Raw genomic sequence first — 19,663 nt, forward strand, 5'->3', positions numbered from 1 at the left:
GCGGGCCGACCGGAGGGGGTCCGGACGGGACCCCTCCCGGGACCGCCCGCTCACCCGCGGCGGGCGAGCAGGACGATGCCGCCGATCAGCAGGGCGGCCACCAGGCCGCCGCCCGCGATGAACGGGACCGCGCTCCCCCGCTCCCCGCCGTCCTCCGGGGGCTCCCCCGCGGACTCCGACGGGGACGGGGACCCGGCCTCCTCCGCGTCCTCCGCGTCCTCCTCCGCCTCGGCCCGACCGGTCCGGTAGCGGTCCTCCAGCGGGACGCGCCACACCGGCGCGTTCAGCCCCTCGGTCCCGGCCATCAGGGCGGTGCCGTCGGGGGTGAAGGCCACGGACTCGCCCTGGTCCGACTCGGGCAGGTCGAACGCGCCCAGCGAGGTGCCCGGCACCCCGTCGGTCGAGTCGTAGACCGTGGCGCCCCAGTAGGTGCGGATCACGTACCGCGTGCCGTCCGGGCCGAAGGCGGCGTCGGTGGCGAACAGCGGCGCCGAGTCGACGCGCTCCAGCGTGTTGACGCCCTCGGGGTCGATCTCCGCGGGCGCCGCGTACAGCCCGCCCGCGAACTCCTTGGACACCACGTACAGCCGCCCGTCGCGCGGGTCGATCATCATCGACTCGGCGTCGCGGCCCCCGTCGGCGTAGGAGAACGTCAGCACGGCCGGGTCCAGGGTGGTGTCGGCCAGCACCTCGGGCTCGGGGAACCGGTACACCCGCACCTCGCTCCAGCTCCCGCCGAAGTTGTCGCCGATGTCCCCGATGTGGACCGCGGGCTCCCCGTCGGGCCCGGGGGCGACGGAGACGGCCTCCCAGTCGCGCCGCTCCAGGGCCAGGGTGACGGTGGCGAGCGTGGCGCCGTTCTCGTCCACCGCGTACACCTCGGTGGGGTGCTCGCCGCTGTCGTTGTGGGTCCACCAGACGCCCTCGTGCCGCAGCGAGGGGGCGATGCCGCTGGACTCCGAGATCCGCGGGTCCTGGAAGGTGAAAGCGATCTCCGACCCCTCCGGCCCCTCGCCGCCGCGCGGGTAGTCGAGCCCCGTCCCCCCGTCGGGGACCTCCGGCTCCGCCAGGGCGGGAGCCGGGAGGAACACGGTCAGCGCGGCCACGGCGCACACGAGCGGTCGTCTCATGACGGACATCCTGCCAGGGGGCGGCGGCCGGGGAACGCAGCCGGGACGGCTTTTGCACAGCGGCGCGAACGGGCACATTCGGCTTACGGAGTGCCGTGAGGAGTATCCATGAGGATCGTCGCCTGCCTGAACGGGGACCGCCGCCCCGGAGCTCACCCCGCCCTTCCCGTCTCCGTGGACCAGCTGCTGGCCGACGCCCACGCGGCGGTGGCCGCGGGGGCGACCGCCCTCCACGTCCACCCGCGCGACCGCCAGGGGGCGGAGTCGCTGGAGCCGCAGGTGGTCGGGCCGCTCATGGAGCGGCTGCGCGCCGAGGGGCCCGGCGTGCCGGTGTCGCTCACCACCGCCCTGTCCGCCCAGTCCGACCCGTGGCGGCGCTACGACCTGGTGCAGCGCTGGGCGTCGTCGGCGCTGCCCGACTCGGTGACGGTGAACCTGCACGAGGCCGGGTCGGTGGACCTGGTCCACCTGCTGGACGACCGCCGCGTCGCGGTGGAGGCGGGGGTGTGGACGGTGGACGCCGCCCGCATCCTGGTCGCCGCGCGGGTGCCGGCGGAGGCGGTGCTGGTGGAGCCCACCCAGGTCGCGGTGGAGGACGCCCGGCGCAACGCCGGGGCGGTGCTGTCGCTGCTGGACCGGGCGGGCGTGCGGGCGCCGCGGCTGCTGCACGGTTCGGACGCGACCGCCTGGCCGATGCTGGAGGACGCGCTGGAGGCGGGGCTGGACGTGCGGATCGGCCTGGAGGACACCATGCGGATGCCGGACGGGTCGGAGGCCCGGGACAACGCGGCGCTGGTCGCGCACGCGGTGCGCCTGGCGTCGGCCCCCGCCTGAGCGCTGCCGGTCCGGGGCGCGGCGGCCGGCCGGGCCCGCGGCGGCTCAGTCCAGCAGGGCGCCGAGCAGGACGAGCAGCATGATGGCACCGAGCACCACGGGCAGCAGCCACCGCTGTTTGTGGTTGTTGGTGAGCATGCTCATGCCGTGCTCCGCTCTGGCGGTGGTCCCGGGTCGGTCCTCCAGCCTAATGCCCAGGTCCGCACGGTCGTGTAGCGGTCCTCCCGTTCGGGCCGGCTCTCGACGAGGTGCACGTCGCGGACGGGCCAGGGTGCCCGGGGGCCGCTTCCCAGCTCGGTGAGCAGGCCGTCCAGGTCGCGGGGAGGGCGGCTGCGGGCGACGGTGAGGTGCGGCACGTAGGCGCGGTCCTCGACGGGCAGGCCGACGGCGGAGGCCGCGGCCCTGAGGTCGGCGGCCAGGCGGGCCAGGGCCCCGGTGTCGCCGCCGACTCCCGCCCACAGGACGGAGGAGCGGTCGCGGTGCGGGCCGGGGAAGACGCCCCACCCTTCGGCGGTGAGGTCGAAGGGGGCGTGGCCGCCGACCGCCCCGTCGAGGACCCCGGTGAGGACCGGCAGCAGGTCGTCGGGGACCTCGCCGAGGAAAACGAGGGTGAGGTGCCACTCCGCGGGAGGGGTCCAGTGCAGGTCGGGCCTGCGCCCCGGCCCCGGTTCGCGGGCGTCCCGGACGGCGTCGACGACCTCGGGGGGCGGTGCCAGGGCGGCGAACAGTCTCATGGGGGCATCCTCGCATCCGGCCGCGGGCCCGGGCAGGGTCGGCGGGTCCCGCTCCCGCCCCGGCTCCCCGGGAGAAGGCGGCCCCGCGTGCCGGTGCCCGCCGGTGTGCTCCTCGTCCCGGCCGGGGGCGTCGTTCGCCTCGGCGCGGACCGGCGGGCCGCCGGTGGCGGCGCTCCGGGGAGCGGGCCGGGACCCGCGGGTGCGGCGCGCCGCCCTGTCGGTGATGTTCGCCGCCACGGGCACGGCGTCCCCGGCCGGTTTCGCGGTGAGCGGTCCGCTGACCAGCGGGATAGGGTCCCTGCCACCGCTCACGGGGCGCCGCCGGCGGGGGCGGCGGGCGGCGAGAAGGTGTTCCCCCGGCCGGGCGGCGGGCCGTTCCGCCGCGCGGTGCGAAGACTGTCGGCGGTCGGCCCGGTGCCGGTCCCGGTGCGCGGCGACCGCCCGGGCCCTGGCGTCCGGGGGCGCGGGGCCTCCCGGACGCGCGGGCCGTCGGCGGTCCTCAGCGGGCGCGGGGCCCGGTGAGGTCGTCGTGCCTCCCGGGCGCGGCGGGCGTCTCCGCGGCGCCGTTCCCGGCCGCGGCGCCGGCGTCCGGCACCGCCTCCCCCGCCTCCGGCTCCCCGGCCCGGGCGGGCTCCCGGGCGACCGGTGCGCGTCGGCGTCCGGGCAGCAGGTCGCGCACGTGCACGCCCTTGACCCGGAACAGCGGGACGGAGAGCGCGCCGACCACGAGCATCGTGAACACGCCGCCGATGACCATGCTGGTCTGCGGCCCGAAGGTGTCGGCGAGGAAGCCCACCACCGGGGCGCCGATCGGGGCCACGCCCATGAACACCAGCAGGAACATGCTCATGACCCGTCCGCGCATGCTCGGGTCCACGGTGAGCTGGAAGGTGGCGTTGAGCGTGGTCACGTAGGTCATGAAGGCGATGCCCATGGGCACCAGCACCACGACGAACGCGAGGTAGGTCGGCATGAGCCCGGCGACGAGCTGGCCCACGCCGAAGGCCATCGCGCCGACGAGGACGAGCCGCAGCCGTGGCCGGTCCCGCCGGGCGGCCAGCAGCGCGCCGACGAGGGCGCCGACCGCCAGGCAGGCGGCGGCCACTCCGAACGCGGCGGCCCCGGTCTCGAACACGTTGTTGACCACCAGGGCGATCTGGGTCTGCCCGTTGGCGCCGAAGAACTGGGTGGACGCGGCCAGCAGGAGCAGCAGCACGAGGTCGCGCCGGCCGCTCACGTAGGCCAGGCCCTCGCGGATCTGCCCCTTGCCCCGGGGCACCGGCTCGGTGGGGTTGAGCTCCGCGGTGCGGATGAGCAGCAGCGCCAGGATGGTGAACCCGAACGAGGCCCCGTTGAGGAGGAAGACCGGGCCGCTGCCGATCCAGGCGATGAGCAGTCCGGCGATGGCCGGGCCGGTCACCCGGCCGAGCTGGAAGCTGGCGCTGTTGAGCGCGATCGCGTTGGTCAGCAGGTCCCGGTCGACCATCTCGGGGACGAAGGCCTGGCGCCCGGGGTTGTCGAGCACGGTGATCAGCCCGAGCCCGAACGCGAACAGGTACACGTGCCAGACCTGCGCGGCCCCCAGGGTGGCCAGCACGCCCAGGGCGACGGCGAGCACGCCCATGGCGCCCTGGGTGAACACCAGCAGGCGGCGCTTGTTCAGCCGGTCCACGAGGGCGCCGCCCCACAGGCCGAGGAACAGCATGGGGAGGAACTGGAGGGCGGTGGTCATCCCGAGCGCGATGCCGCTGCCGCCGCTGAGCTGGAGGACCAGCCAGTCCTGGGCGATGCGCTGCATCCAGGTGCCGGGGTTGGAGAGCAGTTGTCCGAGCGCGTACAGGCGGTAGTTGCGCACGGACAGTGAGCGGAACATGGCGATACGCCGCATCAGTCCCTCCCCTGTACGGGGGGAGGGACTGATGCGGTCACCGGGATGTTCCGGGCGAGAAAGGGTAAACGGCGTTGACTCATCACTGGGCACAACGTCGTCCACCGCCGTGGGAATTCCCGCGGCGCGGAGCCGGCGGGGCGCGCGCCCCGGGGCCCCTACCCCGTCCGCCCCGCACGGGGGACGGCCCGGCCCCGGGGCCGGGCACCGCGGCGGGTGCGGGTGCGGGAGGACGCGGTCTAGCCGATGAGCATGTAGATCGGGTGCTCGGCGAAGTGGACCAGGAAGACCAGCGAGATGACCCACATGAGCGGGTGGACCTGGCGGCCCTTGCCCTCGACCAGGCGGACGAAGGTGAAGACGATGAACGCCATCCCGATGCCGTTGGCGATCGAGTAGGTGAACGGCATGATCACGATCGCGAAGAACGACGCCAGGCCCACGGCCGGGTCCGCGAAGTCGATCTTGCCGACCGGCACCATCATCATGAAGCCGACGATGATGAGGACCGGGGTGGCGGCCTCGAAGGGCACGATGGTGACCAGGGGCGCGAAGAAGGTCGCGACGACCATCATCAGGCCGGTGACGATCGGGGCGATGCCGGTGCGCGCGCCCTCCGCGACACCCGCGGCGGACTCGGCGTACACGGTGGCGATCGAGGACGAGGTGAGGCCGCCGAAGATCGTGCCGAAGGAGTCGATGGCCAGGACCTCGCGGGTCTTGGGCAGGTTGCCGTTCTCGTCGGTCAGGCCGGCCTGGTGGGCGACGCCCACCATGGTGCCCATGGTGTCGAAGAAGTCGGCCAGCATCAGCGTGAACAGCAGCATCACGACGGTCGCGAGGCCCACGTCGGCCCAGCGGGAGAAGATGTCGAAGCCGCCGTCGGCGAACAGGCCGATGAGGGAGAAGTCCGGCAGGGCGACGATGTCGCCGAGGGAGGTCGGCAGCTCCGGGGTGTACATCGGCAGCTGCCAGCCCAGGCCCTCCTCTCCGCGGTCGCCCCACACGGCCTGGACGGCGATCGCCAGGGCGGTGGCGACCACGATGCCCAGCAGCATCGCGCCGCGGATCTTGCGGACGTAGAGGGCGACGGTGACCAGCAGGCCGACGACGAAGATCAGGATCGGCAGGGTGTTCAGGCCGTTGTCGCCCAGGCTGACGATGGTGCCGCCCTCGCCGCCGATGAACCCGGCGTTGACGAAGCCGATCATCGTGAGGAACAGGCCCACACCCACGCCGATGGCGATCTTGAGTCCGCCGGGGATCGCGGCGAAGACCGCGGTGCGGAACCCGGTCAGGACCAGGATCGTGAGGATGACGCCTTCCACGATCAGGAGCAGGAAGACGTCGGCCCAGGTCATCATCGGGGCGATGGTGAAGGCCACCACCGCGTTGAGGCCCATGCCCGCGGCCAGCGCGAACGGGTACCGGCTGACGACGCCCATGAGGATGCTGCTGATCGCCGCCACCAGAGCGGTCACCGCGACGAGCTGGGGGACCTCCAGCGTGTCGCCGTTGACGTCCTGCGCGCTGCTGAGGATCAGCGGGTTGAGGACGATGATGTAGGCCATGGCGAAGAAGGTCGCCAGACCGCCGCGGATCTCGGTGCCGAGCGTGGAACCGCGCTCGGAGATGTGGAAGAAGCGGTCGAGGGGCCCGCCGGACCCCTGGGTGGCGGGGGATGTGGTCGGTACGTTCACGATGTCAGCCTGACCTGGTCGCGTTTATCCGGACAACAAGGATTCTGGGCCACATTAGTTGCAGGTTCATACAACAGCCCACCCTCGTTTCACCCCCGTTTCGTAGAAAACGCCATGTGTCCGGATGATCCGCTCACCCGATGTGATCAACCTTTCCCTGCTCAGCGCACATGCCGCCCCGCTCCGTGGAGCGGCCCCGGGTCTGCGGCTAGCCTGGAGCCGTGCGCAAACCTCGACGGCCGGACCCGGAAGTCCACGAAAGCGATTACCGCGTCCCCGCGGCGCTCGGAACACTCGCCTGGGCGGTCGCGCTGGCCGTTCTGCTGCTGATGGGCGACGGCCTGCCCGAGACCGAGCGCTGGTGGATCGGCGTGTGCGCGACGGGCACCGCCCTGGGCGTGTTCGGCTTCCTCTACATCCCCCGGCTGCTGCGCAAGCGGTCGGAGGCCGAGGGGCGCGCGGCCGAACGCCGCGACACCGCGGCCCACGACCGGCCGGCGCCCTGATCGGGGCCGCGCGGACCCGGCCCCGAACGCCCTGGTGGGTCCGGTGACCGATAATGGACGGGTGCCTGAGACAGCCTTCCCGCGCGGACTCGCCGAGCGACTGCGCGCCATCCTCATCGACGCCGACTACACGGTGTCCGGCGTGCGCGACCGGCTGGGCGACGCCGCGGCCCGCGCCCTGGCCCGCGAGGAGCTCGTGCCCGCGCTGCGCGCCACCGGCGGCGACGAGCGGCTCGGCCTGCTGCTGCGCCTGTGGTGGCTCCAGAGCCCCATCCCCGCCCGGGCCGCCCGGGCGGTCCTGCCCGTGGACGAGCTGGCCGCGGCCGGGCTGGTCCGCGTGGACGAGCGGCCCGACGGCCCCGTCGTGCGCTCCCTCGTCCACCTGGGCCCCTGGGAGCTGGAGGAGGGCCGGCCCGGCTTCGTCGTCTCCGACCCCAAGGTGCGCCCCGGCCGCGGGGAGGTGCCCCGGGCCGACCACGTGGTGGGGGCGGGCGGCGCCTCGGCCACCCTCTCCCGGCTGATCGTCGACGGCCCGGCCGAGCGCGCCCTCGACGTGGGCACCGGCTGCGGCGTGCAGGCGCTGCACCTGGCCTCCCGCTCCCGGGAGATCACCGCCACCGACCTCAACCCGCGTGCCCTGCGCATGGCCGCGCTCAGCACGGCCCTGTCCGGGGTGCCCGACGTCCGCCTGCTCCCGGGCTCCCTGTACGAGCCGGTGGCGGACGAGCGGTTCGACCTGATCGTGTCCAACCCGCCGTTCGTCATCACCCCCGACGCCTCCCGCTACACCTACCGGGAGTCCGACCTGCCGGGCGACACGGTCTGCGCGGAGCTGGTGCGCGAGGCGCCCGCCCACCTCACCGAGGGCGGCTGGTGCCAGATCCTCGCCAACTGGGTCCACTCCGACGGCGACGACTGGGAGGACCGGGTCGGCGGCTGGATCACCGGGACCGGCTGCTCGGGCTGGGTGGTCCAGCGCGACGTGCAGGACCCCGCGGAGTACGTGGAGCTGTGGCTGCGCGACTCCTGCGAGCACGGCACCCCCGAGTACACCCGCCGCTACGACGCCTGGCTGGACTACTTCGAGCGCGAGGGCATCAAGGGCATCGGGTTCGGGTGGATCAGCCTGCGCAACGACGTCGCGCAGGACGCGACGGTGCGGGTGGAGCAGCTGCGCCACGACATCGAGCAGCCGGTGGGCCCCTACCTCCCCTCCGTGGTGGACGGGGCGATGACGGCGCACCGGCTGACCGACGCCGCGCTGCTGTCGGCGCACGTGGCCCTGGCCCCGGGCGTGGTCGAGGAGCGCGTCGGCGTCCCCGGTGCCCCCGACCCGGAGAAGATCGTGCTGCGCCAGCGCGACGGGCTGCGGCGGGTGGCCCGGGTGGGCACCGTGGAGGCCGCGCTGGCCGGGGTCTGCGACGGGACGATGCCGGTGGGCCCGCTGTTGGACGCCATCGCCCAGCTCATCAACGAGGACCCCGCCGCGGTGCGCGAGCGGGTGCCCGGCGCGCTGCGCACCCTCATCTCCGAGGGCTTCTTCACCGTCACCCGCTGACGCCGCGCCCCCCCCCCCCGGGCCCGGCCCCGCGGGGCGGCTTCGGAGGAACAGGCTCCCGCCCGCCGGGCGGGTCGGCCCTGCCCGGACACCTCGTCGAACGCCTCGTCCCCGGGACCCGGCGCCCCCGGGCGCGGTAACGGGCCGCCCCGGTCCAGCGGGGCGGTGCCGCAGGTCCGGGCGGTCAGCCCTGCCCGGACGCCTCGCCGGACGCCTCGTCCGGGGCCCGGGTGTAGGCGGCGATGGTGCGCTCCGCGCAGGCGCGCACGGCCTCCGGGTCGGCCCCGGCCGCCAGATGGGCGGCCTCCCAGGCGCGGCCGCTCCGCTCCATGAAGGCCAGGGCCTCGGCCGAGGTCCCCCACCCGGTGAGCTCCAGGGGGACGTCGGAGCCGGTCTCCAGGTGCAGCGTGAGACCCAGGACGGACAGGTCCCAGCCGACGCCCCCCGCGCCCGGGCCGTACTCGTCCCAGAAGGCGCCGAGCGGCGACGTGTGCGCCAGTTCGAAGCGGGTGCGCTCCCGGCCGTCCTCGGCGGGCAGCGGGGTCAGGGTGACGTGCACGTCGCTGCGCGCCCCCTCGAACTCCCAGCTGACGTGGAAGGACTTCGGCGGGTCGCAGGCCAGCACCCGGCCGCTCGCGTTGCCCTCCACCCGGTAGGCGCCGCCCGGGCGCAGGTCCCCGCTGACGGGGGCGAACCAGCGCGAGAGGCGGCCGGCGTCGGTGCAGGCGTCCCAGAGGTCCCCGACCCCGGTGGCGTAGTCGTGGGCGATGGTGACGGTGGCGGCGTCCCCCTCGCCGTCGACGGCGACGGTGCGCCGGGTGTCGTCGATCCGCCTCTGAACGTCCATGGTCCGCTCCCCTGTCGTGTCCGGTCCCCGGCCGGCGTCGTTCCGGCCCGGGTCACCGCGGCCGCCTCCGGCGGTCCCGCTCTCCAGCGCCCCCGGGTGCGGCTCCGGGCGGGCGGCGAACCGCCGCGGACGGTCGCCGTCCCCGCGCACGGTGGCGGAGCCGTTCTCCCGCGGTACCCGCGGGTACCGCGGGGCGCGCCCACCCTCGCCGTACAGGGTCGCCCGGCACGCCGAAGGCGCGCACGGGACCACCATATAAGCAAAGAACTATATAAGCCAAGCCTGATATTGAGCGTGTCGTCCCCCTCCGTGACCGCGGCTGCGGCACGGGGTCAGCCGGTGAAGACGATCTCGCCGGTGCCCAGCGCGTCGCCGCCCTCCAGCAGGGTGAAGGCCGGGGTGTCCGGGTGGGCGACGACCGCGTCGTCGCACTCCAGGCCGATCCGGTGCGTCTCCCCGGGCGGGAACTCGCGCAGGTCCACCGGCAGCTGCGCGTAGCAGGTGGTGGACTGCTCCTGGTACTCGAACTCGATGGTGGGGCGGTACCCCGAGAAGAAGGAGGTGCTCCGGCCGCCGTCGCCCGAGGCGTTCATGGTGAGCTCCACCGTGATCTGCCGGCCGGGCTCGAAGGTCTGCTCGCTGCCCGCGGGCGGAGCGCCCTCCTCGACGCCGCCGGAGCCCGAGGAGGAGTCCGGTTCGTCCGAGGAGCAGCCCGCCACCGCCACGAGGGCGGCGGCCGCGAGGAGAGCGATGGGGATCGTGCGCATGGAGGGGTCCTGTCGGTTCGGATGTCGGCCGGGTTCGTTACGCCAGGGAGGACGCGCCGGAATATACCCCGGTTCCTTCCAGGCCTCGATGAGAAGTACAGCGGGTGCGGAGCCCGGGGGCAAACCGGGGGTGCCCCCATGCGCTAGCGTGCTCGCCATGGCCCGAATCTCCGAACTCGTCCACTACCCGGTCAAGGGGTGCGCGGGTGTCTCCCTGGACACCGCGGAACTCACCGCGGCCGGGCTCCGCCACGACCGCTCCTTCATGGTCGTGGACGGCGCGGGCGGCTTCCGCAGCCAGCGCAGGGACCCGCGTATGGCCCGCATCCGCCCCGAGGCGGGCGAGGGCGTGCTGCGCCTGGCCGCCGACGGCGTCGAGCCGCTGACCGTGGCCGTCGACCCCGGAGGGCCCCGGGTCGGCGTCACCCTGCACCGGGAGCCGTTCACCGGCGTCGACCAGGGCGCCGCCGCCGCGGAGTGGCTCTCCCAGGTGCTCGGCGCCCCCAGCCGGCTCGTCCGGGTGCCCGGCGACCACGTGCGGGAGACCGGCGGCCTGACCCCGGGCACCAGCGGGTTCGCGGACAGCACCGCCGTGCTCGTGGCCTCCTCGGCCTCCCTGGACCTGCTCAACGGCCGCATCCTGGAGCGCGGCGCCGAGCCCGTGCCGGTCCGCCGGTTCCGTCCCAACATCGTGGTCTCCGGGTGGGCCGCCCCGCACACCGAGGACCTCGTACGCGCCGTGCGCCTGGGCACCGCCGAACTCGGCTACGCCAAGGTGTGCATCCGCTGCGCGGTCACCACCGTGGACCAGGAGACCGGCGAGAAGCGCGGGCCGGAGCCGCTGCGCACCCTGGCGGGCTACCGGCGGGCCGACGGGGGCGGCGTGTCCTTCGGCGCCAAGTTCGCGGTCACCCGGCCGGGCGTGCTGGCCGTCGGGGACGAGCTGGAGGTCACGGCCTGGGGCGAGGCCGAAGAGGGCCTGGGCACCCGGCTGGCCGCCGTGCTCTGAACCTCCGCACCCCGGCACCGCGCCGCGGGAGGCCGGGGCTCGACCGCCCCGGTCACTGCTCCAGGTCGGCCTCGGCCAGGAGCAGCGGGGCCGCGTCGGGGTCGCGCAGCGCCGCCGCCAGCAGGTGCCGGCGCCCCCACTGCTCGGTGCGCCAGCACAGGGCGCGGGCCAGGCCCTCGTCGGTGGACGCGTGCACGACGCCGCCGCCCGCGTACCACTCCACCTCGACCCCGTCCACGACGAGTTCCGCGTGGTGCAGGTAGGTGCGGTCCGGCTGCTCCCCCTCGGGGTCCAGGAACAGGTCGGCCACCGCCGGGACCTGCCGCAGGACTCCGCCGGCGGGCACGTCGCCCTCCACCGTCTCGCTCGCCAGCTCCAGGTCCAGCACCTCGGCCAGGTCCTCCGGGGCCGCGGCCAGTACCAGCGGCCGCTCCGCGAGCAGCGGCAGCAGGTCCGGGGAGTCCACCACCACGGCGTCCTCCGCGTCGGCCACCACGATCGAGCCGCCCAGCACGGCGCGCACCCGCGAGGGCGGGGTGACCAGGTCGGCGTCCACCCCGGCCAGCGCCGTCCAGATCCGCAGCAGGCCGGGCCGGTCCACGTGCCGCTCCGGGTCGGCCAGCCGGGCCAGCAGGTCGTCCGGGCCGTCCGGGTCGGCCAGCAGCTCCTCCAGGGTGGTGCGCACGCCCAGGGCCCGGGCGAACTCGGGGTCGATGTCCGCGGGCGCCTCGTCGTACAGCCCCGCCAGCGCCGGCTCGGCCTCGGCGGCGCGCAGCTCGGCCGGGGCCGACCCGCCCACCAGGGCCCGGGTGCGCAGCCACCAGGCGGTGTACGACGTCGCGTCCACCACCCGGCCGTCGGGCATGAGCACGCGGGCCGGGTCGGTGACCGCGGCGCGCAGCGCGCCGCGCGACAGCATCTCCAGGGCCCGCGGCCAGCGGTCGTCGGCCACGTAGTCGAGGTCGGCGACGCAGAGCAGCTCGGGGACGACCGGCGGCAGCTCGGGGTCGCCCACCCGCTCCAGCAGCTCGTCGGCCCACTCGTCCAGGGCGTCGGGCGCCTCCTCGAACACGTCCAGGACGTCCCCGCCCAGGGCGGCGTCCTCGGCGCGCACCAGGGTGAACTCCCACAGCGCGCCGACCGCGCGCAGCACGTCGGTGCCGTGCCGCTCCACCAGGTCCGCGTGCACGGTGCCGAAGGGCGCGTCCTCGGACAGCACCTCCGCCAGGGGGGCGCCGGGCACGAGCAGCTCGGCGGCCACCGAGTAGCCGTCCTCGTCGTCGCGCAGCGCCAGCTCGGCCAGCCAGGGGGCGTCCGCGGCGGTGGTCCCGGAGGCCGCGACCAGGTCCAGGACCGCCTCCGCCAGCGGTTCGGGGTCGTCCGCGTCCAGGGAGCCGCGCACGGCGGCCTCGGTGCGCGCGTCGGCCAGGACCGCGGCCGGCCCCGCCTCCACGGCGCCCAGGCGCAGCAGGAGCGGGTGGACGGCCTCGGGGTGGACCAGGCGCACCCCCAGGGCCGCCAGGGCCTCGGCGTCGATCCGGGAGGCGCCGTCCTCCTCGGGGACCAGCAGGGACCGGGGTCCGCGGACCAGGCGCCCGTCGGCCAGCGGCACGGGCAGGGCGCCCAGCTCGTCGGTGTCCGCGCCGGCGGACAGCGCCGCGTACAGGCCCGCCCACCAGGACGGCGGCCGGTCGGTGTCGGCGAGCAGGTCGGCGATGTCGGCGGCGCCGATCCGGTGGACGCGCAGCGCGGCCAGCGCGGGGTGGCGGGGGTTGAGGCGGCCGGGCAGCAGCCCGGGGATCAGCTCGGCCAGGACCGCCGAGAGCGCCGTCCCGCCGGTGTCCAGCAGGACCGCCTCGTCCGGGGCGACGGGCGCGCCGGTCTCGGTGGCGAGGAACGGGGTGGTGCGCAGCGGCCCGGCGACCCGGGCGCGGAACCCGGCGTCCACGTGCCCCCCGCCCACGCGGGTGCCGGGCACCAGCTCCAGGGCGGCCTCGGCGCCGAAGCGGCGCAGCAGCGCGCAGTAGGCCTCGGCGGCCTCGGTGAGCAGCAGGTCGGTGGCCGGGCCCGGCTGCACCGCGCGGCGGTCGCTGCCCAGCGGGAAGGTGCCGATGAGGACGGCGGGCAGGTCCAGCCCGGTGTCGGTGGGGGTGGGCGCGTGCACCACGGGGTCGACGTCCTCCGGCAGCGGGGCCGGGCCGCCGTCGTCGTCGACGGGCACCGCCCAGGTGAGCGACCACGCGGTGCGGGCGCGCTCCTCGGTGGGCCGGTCGGCGAGCAGGGCGGGGTCGAACTCCCCGGTGCGGACGAGGGTGCGCCACCGGGTGGTGCGGGTGCCCTCGGCCTCGCGCAGGGTGGTGACCGGCTCCCCGCCGTCCTCCTGGCGGGTGGCGACGCGCTCGGCGCCGTCGACCAGGACGCGGACCTCGGCCAGTCCGGGCAGGGCCAGCAGCAGCGCCTCGCCGGTCCCGGCGAGCAGGGCGCGCACCCGGTCGCGGGCGTCGTCGTCGCGCAGCGTCAGGGAGACGACGGTGTCGTAGCCCCGCACGGTGTCGTCCCGCGCGCCGTCCGGGGCCGCCTCCGCGGGGAAGGGCAGGCGGAGCATGGGCACGTGCCCGCCGCGGCGCTCGACCTCGGCGCCCAGCCCGGACGGGTCGCCTCCGGAGAGCAGTTCGGCGACGGCCGCGCGGGCGAGGTCGGCGCTGAAGCGGACCGCCGCGCCGGCGGAGTCCACGGTGACGTCGTCGCCGAGTGCGGCCACGGCGGAGAAGCCCACCCCGAACCGGCCGGCCTCGGTGCCGTCGCGCTTGGTGGAGGCCCGCAGGGTCGCCAGCGACTCCACGCCCTGCGCGGTGAGCGGGGCGCCGGTGTTGGCGGCGACGAGGCGGTGGCCGTCCAGGGACAGCAGCAGCCGTCCGGGGACGCCCGCGCGGCGCGCCGCGTCGGCCGCGTTCTGGGCCAGCTCGACCACGACGCGGTCGCGGTAGCCGCCGAGGGCGAAGTCCTCCTCGGCGTTGGCGTCCTCGCGGAACCGGGCGGGGGCGTCCGCCCACGCCGCGAGTACGCGTCGGCGCAGTTCGGCGGTGTCGTAGGGGTCAACCCCGGTGGCGAGCGGCTCGGCCATGGTGGTCCCTCCTGGCGGCCGGCACGGCCCGGCACGATGCACATCAGACCCTAGCCCACCCTCTGCGGGGCGGGTGCAGGACGTGCCCGGGCCGGACCGTCAGGAGTCGGAGGAGACCAGTTCCAGTTCGGCGGTGTCGTCGAAGACGATGTGGTCGTAGCCCATCTCGTCGACGACGGGGGCGACCGGCTCGTTGCGCGACTGCGGCATGCGCACCTCGGAGTGGGCGCCGCAGCCGTGGTCCAGGGAGACGACGCGGCCGTCGTCGGGCGCGTAGCCGTTGGTGCACACCCCGAACATCTGGCGCAGCTCCCCGGCGAGGGGGGTCATGAAGCCGCAGGTGATGCAGCGGGCGGGCGCCGACTCGGCGAGCGGCGTGCGCGGTCCGGACTCGCCGTTGTACCAGCGCTCGGCGGCCTGCTCGCGACCGGTTTCGGACAGCACCTGCTTGCGGCCCAGGCCCAGTTCCCAGACCATCTGCCGGTCCACGCCCTCCTCGTCCAGCTCGCTGTCGGCGACCTGGGCGTAGCCGGGCACGAGGCGCTCGTCGTCCTCGTCGGTGGGCAGCAGGTCCCCGGGACCGAGGTCGCCGGGCAGCAGCCGCTCCTTCCAGGGCACCCACTCGGGCGCCACGAGGGCGCCCTCGCCGGGCAGGAGGACGACCTCGTTGACCGTGACGTCCTTGGCGCGCGAGGCGCGGACCACGGTGACGGCGTACGTCCACCCGGGGTAGGCCGGGTCGAGGCAGGTGAAGTAGTGGGTGATCAGACGGGTGTCCTCGACCTGGGGAGCGAGGTGCTCACCCACCCACTCGGGTCGCCCGACCTCGGCGGCCACCGAGCGGGCCAGGTCCACCGCCTCGATACACGCCTTGTCGGGTACAGGAGAACGTCGAGAAGGGCTCACGTTCCCCATTCTCACTGATGCACGGCACCGATTTGACCACAACGCGGGTCAAGGTTCGTCCGATACACCCTCTTGGTCGGCTCTTGGGGGGAAGCGGAACGGCCCCGGTCCGCGGACCGGGGCCGTCGTCCCACGGGGGTCAGGCCTCCAGGTCGTCGGCGACGGCCCGGAGCACCGCGGCGGCGCGGGAGGCGTCGCGGCGCTCCGGGTGGCGTCCGCGGCGGTACCCGTTGGAGAGGCCTTCGAGCAGTTTGATGAGGTCCTCGGTGATGACCACCATCTCGTCGGGGCTCTTGCGCCGCGCCTTGGCCACCGAGTGCTGGGCGTCCACCAGCTTGACCTGGAGCGCCTGGGCGCCCTTGCGCCCTTCGGCCACGCCGAACTCCACGCGCTGGCCGGGGCTCAGCGTGTCGGTGCCCGGGGGCAGTGCGGTGGAATGGACGAAGACCTCTCCACCGTCGTCGCGTGTGAGAAAACCGAAACCCTTGCCGCCGTCGTACCACTTGACCTTGCCGGTGGGCACGTGGGACCTCATGCTTTCAGTCGTTGCGGTGAGAACTGGTATGCAAGGCTAATACCGGGGGTGGCGGAACGCGAGGGTATAAACCCGGCCCCGGGCAGCGGAACGGGGCCCGGGTGCGGCTCACCCGGGCCCCGTGCGTTCCGGCGGCCCTCCCCGCTGCTGCGGAGTACGGGACGGGACTCGGCGGAGATACCGGGCCGCCCGAACGCGGTGCGGTGCCCGGGCTGGACGCCGGGCCACCTGTCTCACCGACACGGCCGCCGCCGAAGCGAAAGCGGCGGTGTACGACCTGGGTACCCGAGAAAACACTTCCGAATGCACGGTAACGGGCCGACCGGAAAAGGTTATTCCCCTGCTTTTGCCTACCGATGACCGGGAGGTCTCAGGCGGACGCCCGCCGCCGCTCGGCGGCCCGCGCCGACCGGGAGGCCTTCGGGGCGAGGTAGGCGACCGAGAACAGGGAGGCCGTGCCCAGGCCGATCACCCCGTACTCGGCCAGGGACCGCTGGACGTACTGGTCGACGAAGTCGGCCTCGCCGGTCCACAGCGCCATCCCCGCCAGGCAGGCCAGCAGCGGCGCCAGGACGGCGATCCACTTGTCCCGCACGCCCCACACCCGGCTCAGCAGGACGAAGGCGGCCCCGAGCACCCACACGAAGGACAGGCCCCACCCCCAGGGCACGGAGATCAGCAGCAGGGCCAGGGCGACCAGTTCGGCGGGGTGGTGGCGCAGGCACAGCACGAGTCCGCGCAGCATCCCGGTCTCGCGGGGCGCCCGGCCCTCCAGCCTCATCTCGGTGCTGCCCGGCCCCTCCAGCAGGCCCCGCAGCCCGCCGCTCGGACCGCCCCGCCAGGGCGGCGGCGGCCGGTCGGCGTGCCGGGGCTTGGGCGGGATCAGCTCCTCGTCCTCGATGTCGAGGTTGCGGCCGGTGATCTCGCGCTCCACCAGGTCCCGGGGGGTCCCCAGGCTCAGCAGGATGCCCCGGACCGCTTCGGGCCCGCCGCCGGGCAGCGCGGCGCGGCGCGCGTCGATCCGGGCGCGCAGATCGGCGAGGTAGGCGGTCCGTTCCCTGGCGGTCAGCCGACCGTGCAGGACCAAGCCGACCTCGGACAGATAGTCGAGTACCAATTGTTCCGAGCGCTGGGTCATGTCCCCATAGTGGCGGAGGATGACCTGCCTTTTAAGTCCCCTTTCCTATTTCGGTCGACTTATTCACCCCGTATACGGCCAGTCACCCGGCGGTGAACGGGGCCGGGGGTCGGGGAGGACGCCCGCGGCGGGCGCCGCGCCCGGCTGTGCCCCTGATCACCCCCGCCGGGTGTCACAGCGGCGGGGTCCGGGGAGTCTGTGCGGGTGAAGGGGCAGGGCACCACCTCGACCGGAGGCACTCCATGGACACCAGGGAACGGCGGATCTCCACGTCCGTCCTCGTCATCGGAACCGGCGGCGCGGGCCTGCGCGCCGCCATCGAACTCGCCGAGCGCGGCACCGACGTCCTGGCGGTGGGCAAGCGCCCCCGGTCCGACGCCCACACCGCGCTGGCCGCCGGGGGGATCAACGCGGCCCTGGGCACCATGGACCCCGAGGACAGCTGGCGCCAGCACGCCGCGGACACCCTCCGGGAGGGGTACCTGCTCGGCGACCCCCGCACGGTCCGCACCGTCGCCGAGGGGGCGGCCCGCGGTATCGAGGACCTGGAGCGCTACGGGATGCGGTTCGCCCGCGAGGCCGACGGGCGCATCTCCCAGCGGTTCTTCGGGGCGCACACCCACCGCCGCACCGCGTTCGCCGGGGACTACACGGGGCTGGAGATCCAGCGGACCCTCGTGGACCGGGCGGCCCGACTCGGCGTCCCCGTCCTGGACGACGTGTACATCACCCGGCTGCTGGTCGAGGACGGTGCCGTGTTCGGCGCGTACGGGTTCGGGCTGGGGGACGGGACCCGGCACGTGGTCCTCGCCGACGCGGTCGTCCTCGCCGCCGGCGGGCACACGCGGATCTGGCGGCGCACCTCGTCCCGCCGCGACGAGAACACCGGTGACTCGTTCCGCCTGGCGGTGGACGCGGGCGGCCGGGTCCGCGACCCCGAACTCGTCCAGTTCCACCCCTCCGGGCTGCTGTGGCCCGAGAACGCCGCCGGGACCCTGGTCTCGGAGGCGGCGCGCGGCGAGGGCGGCATCCTGCGCAACGGCCTGGGCGAGCGGTTCATGTCCGGGTACGACCCCGAGCGCATGGAGCTGTCCACCCGCGACCGCGTGGCGCTGGCCGCCTACACCGAGATCAAGGAGGGGCGCGGCACCGGGAACGGCGGGGTGTGGCTCGACGTCTCCCACCTGCCCCGGGAGACCGTCCTGGAGCGGCTGCCGCGCGTGCACCGCACCCTGCTCGAACACCAGATGCTCGACATCACCGAGTCCCCGATGGAGATCGCGCCGACCGCCCACTACTCCATGGGCGGGGTGTGGGTCCGGCCGGAGGACCACTCCACCGGCGTCGCGGGCCTGTACGCGATCGGCGAGGCCGCCAGCGGCCTGCACGGCGCCAACCGGCTGGGCGGCAACTCCCTCATCGAGCTCCTCGTCTACGGCCGCCTCACCGGGCGGGCCGCGGCCGAGTACTCGGAGGGGCTCGCCGTCCACCGCCGCTCGGCCGAGGCGGTCGGACGGGCCCGCGCCGAGGTCGACGGCCTGCTGGCCGCCGACGGGCGCGAGAACACGCGCTCCCTCCAGCGGGCCGTGCGCACGCTCATGACCGAGCACGCCGGCGTGGTCCGCGACGAGCGGGGGCTGCTGGCCGGGCTGGCGGAGCTGGACCGGGTCGAGGAGCGCATGAGCGACCTGGGCGTGCACCCCGACCTCGCCGGGTTCCACGACCTGGCCCACGCCTTCGACCTCAGGTCCATGGCGCTGGCCGGGCGCGCCACGCTGGAGGCGGCGCTGGAGCGCCGGGAGACCCGGGGCTGCCACAATCGTTCCGACCACCCCGGGACCGATCCGGCGCTGCGGGTCAACCTCGTCTGGTCCGGCCCCGGCCGGCTGGAGCGGGAGGAGGTCCCCGCGGTCCCCGCGGACATCTCGGAGCTGATGCACGAGGTCTCCAGCACCGGAAAACTCGTCGAGTAGCGAGGAGCCCGCGACCGCATGCCGACCGAGGAACGCGGCCCCGCCGCGGACGCACCCGGCACCGACCTGGAACGGGCCGAGGAGGTGTTCCGCGGCGTCCGGGGGCGCCTGTTCGGCATCGCCTACCGGATCCTGGGGTCGGCCGCCGAGGCCGAGGACGTGCTCCAGGAGGCCTGGATCCGCTGGCAGACCTACGACCGGGCCGCGGTGCGCGAGCCCGGGGCGTTCCTGGCCACCACCGTGACCCGGCTGGCGATCAACGTGGCGGGGTCGGCCCGGGCCCGCCACGAGTCCTATGCGGGCCCCTGGCTCCCGGAACCGGTGGACACCTCCGCCGACCCGGCGCTGGGGGCCGAGCGCGGCGCGGCCCTGGAGGTCGCCGTCCTCATGCTGCTGGAGCGGCTCACGCCCACCGAGCGCGCCGCCTACGTACTGCGCGAGGCGTTCGACTACCCCTACGACCGGATCTCGGAGATCATCGGGCAGTCCGCCGCCAACACGCGCCAGCTGGTGAGCCGGGCGCGGCGGCACGTGTCCCGCGAGCGCCGCGCCGGGGTCGGGGAGGCCGAGCAGAGGCGGCTGCTGACGGCCTTCGTGGACGCCGCCCGCGGGGGCGACCTGTCCGCGCTGGAGGAGCTGCTGGCCCACGACGCCGTCTCCTACTCCGACGGCGGGGGCGCCGTGCGCGCCTCCCGGTTCCCGGTGGTGGGGCGCGCGCGGGTCGCCAGGTACGTCCGCGCGTTCGCCGACCGGTTCTGGGCGGGCGTCGAGGTGGAGCAGGTACGGGCCAACGGGGCCGCCGCGGTGCGCCTCACCCGGGAGGGCGGGGTGGTCGCCGTGGTGACCGTGGCCGCCTCCGCCGAGGGCGTCGACCGGGTGCTGTGGATGATGAACCCGGCCAAGCTCGGCGGTTTCGCCGCGGCCCCCGGGGCGTGACGAAGATTTTCCCCGACCCGGCCCCGGACCCGTCACAGGCGCGGGGGGCGCCCGGTCATAGTCGGTGAACGGCCGGCG

The 19,663-nt window shown here is 75.0% G+C and carries 16 protein-coding genes; 6 read left to right on the top strand and 10 right to left on the bottom strand.

Annotation, left to right across the window (positions count from 1 at the left end):
- Positions 1-50: 50 nt before the first annotated feature.
- Entirely contained in the window at positions 51-1,130 is a 1,080-nt protein-coding gene (locus BUE45_RS08655) for a hypothetical protein (RefSeq protein ID WP_073377252.1), read from the bottom strand.
- A gap of 108 nt (positions 1,131-1,238) precedes the next feature.
- On the opposite strand from BUE45_RS08655, the gene BUE45_RS08660 reads away from it, so the two are divergent.
- Positions 1,239-1,964, top strand: coding sequence for a 3-keto-5-aminohexanoate cleavage protein (locus tag BUE45_RS08660; protein WP_073377254.1), 726 nt, complete (start codon positions 1,239-1,241; stop codon positions 1,962-1,964).
- Positions 1,965-2,104: 140 nt separating this feature from the next.
- Here the strand turns inward: BUE45_RS08660 and thpR are convergent, their stop codons facing one another.
- The 3 genes from thpR to BUE45_RS08675 form a co-directional block, all read right to left on the bottom strand.
- Positions 2,105-2,698, bottom strand: coding sequence for an RNA 2',3'-cyclic phosphodiesterase (gene thpR / locus BUE45_RS08665; RefSeq protein ID WP_073377512.1), 594 nt, complete (start codon positions 2,696-2,698; stop codon positions 2,105-2,107).
- Between the two features lie 499 nt (positions 2,699-3,197).
- A complete protein-coding gene (locus tag BUE45_RS08670) occupies positions 3,198-4,586 on the bottom strand; it encodes an MFS transporter (protein WP_084737036.1) in 1,389 nt (462 codons plus the stop codon).
- 239 nt (positions 4,587-4,825) lie between these two features.
- Positions 4,826-6,286 carry an NCS2 family permease gene (locus BUE45_RS08675; protein ID WP_084737038.1) on the bottom strand — a complete coding sequence of 487 codons (1,461 nt, stop codon included), beginning with the start codon at positions 6,284-6,286 and terminating at the stop codon, positions 4,826-4,828.
- A 221-nt stretch (positions 6,287-6,507) separates the two neighbouring features.
- On the opposite strand from BUE45_RS08675, the gene BUE45_RS08680 reads away from it, so the two are divergent.
- Both BUE45_RS08680 and BUE45_RS08685 read left to right on the top strand, forming a co-directional pair.
- A complete protein-coding gene (locus BUE45_RS08680; protein WP_073377258.1) occupies positions 6,508-6,792 on the top strand; it encodes a DUF2530 domain-containing protein in 285 nt (94 codons plus the stop codon).
- 61 nt (positions 6,793-6,853) lie between these two features.
- A complete protein-coding gene (locus tag BUE45_RS08685) occupies positions 6,854-8,350 on the top strand; it encodes a DUF7059 domain-containing protein (protein ID WP_073377260.1) in 1,497 nt (498 codons plus the stop codon).
- Between the two features lie 184 nt (positions 8,351-8,534).
- On the opposite strand, the gene BUE45_RS08690 is transcribed toward BUE45_RS08685, so the two are convergent.
- Positions 8,535-9,197 carry an SRPBCC domain-containing protein gene (locus BUE45_RS08690; RefSeq protein ID WP_073377515.1) on the bottom strand — a complete coding sequence of 221 codons (663 nt, stop codon included), beginning with the start codon at positions 9,195-9,197 and terminating at the stop codon, positions 8,535-8,537.
- 332 nt (positions 9,198-9,529) lie between these two features.
- The gene (locus tag BUE45_RS08695; RefSeq protein ID WP_073377262.1) at positions 9,530-9,964 is read right to left on the bottom strand and encodes a hypothetical protein; all 435 of its coding nucleotides are present in this window, start codon (positions 9,962-9,964) and stop codon (positions 9,530-9,532) included.
- Between the two features lie 157 nt (positions 9,965-10,121).
- Between BUE45_RS08695 and BUE45_RS08700 the strand changes: the two genes are divergently transcribed.
- Positions 10,122-10,973 carry an MOSC domain-containing protein gene (locus BUE45_RS08700; protein WP_073377264.1) on the top strand — a complete coding sequence of 284 codons (852 nt, stop codon included), beginning with the start codon at positions 10,122-10,124 and terminating at the stop codon, positions 10,971-10,973.
- Between the two features lie 52 nt (positions 10,974-11,025).
- On the opposite strand, the gene BUE45_RS08705 is transcribed toward BUE45_RS08700, so the two are convergent.
- The 4 genes from BUE45_RS08705 to BUE45_RS08720 form a co-directional block, all read right to left on the bottom strand.
- Entirely contained in the window at positions 11,026-14,097 is a 3,072-nt protein-coding gene (locus BUE45_RS08705; RefSeq protein ID WP_073377266.1) for a sacsin N-terminal ATP-binding-like domain-containing protein, read from the bottom strand.
- A gap of 99 nt (positions 14,098-14,196) precedes the next feature.
- Positions 14,197-14,952, bottom strand: coding sequence for a DUF3027 domain-containing protein (locus tag BUE45_RS08710; RefSeq protein ID WP_073377269.1), 756 nt, complete (start codon positions 14,950-14,952; stop codon positions 14,197-14,199).
- Between the two features lie 190 nt (positions 14,953-15,142).
- Positions 15,143-15,526, bottom strand: a complete 384-nt coding sequence (locus tag BUE45_RS08715) for a cold-shock protein (RefSeq protein WP_073377271.1) — start codon at positions 15,524-15,526, stop codon at positions 15,143-15,145.
- A 382-nt stretch (positions 15,527-15,908) separates the two neighbouring features.
- Positions 15,909-16,676 carry a hypothetical protein gene (locus tag BUE45_RS08720; protein WP_073377273.1) on the bottom strand — a complete coding sequence of 256 codons (768 nt, stop codon included), beginning with the start codon at positions 16,674-16,676 and terminating at the stop codon, positions 15,909-15,911.
- A 242-nt stretch (positions 16,677-16,918) separates the two neighbouring features.
- Here BUE45_RS08720 and BUE45_RS08725 point away from each other — a divergent pair, with 242 nt between their 5' ends.
- Together BUE45_RS08725 and BUE45_RS08730 are read left to right on the top strand one after the other, a co-directional pair.
- Entirely contained in the window at positions 16,919-18,649 is a 1,731-nt protein-coding gene (locus tag BUE45_RS08725) for an L-aspartate oxidase (RefSeq protein ID WP_073377275.1), read from the top strand.
- 18 nt (positions 18,650-18,667) lie between these two features.
- Entirely contained in the window at positions 18,668-19,585 is a 918-nt protein-coding gene (locus BUE45_RS08730; RefSeq protein ID WP_073377277.1) for an RNA polymerase sigma-70 factor, read from the top strand.
- The last annotated feature ends 78 nt before the right edge of the window (positions 19,586-19,663 follow it).

Origin of the sequence: Nocardiopsis flavescens (assembly GCF_900141985.1) — a bacterium.
Taxonomy (GTDB): domain Bacteria; phylum Actinomycetota; class Actinomycetes; order Streptosporangiales; family Streptosporangiaceae; genus Nocardiopsis; species Nocardiopsis flavescens.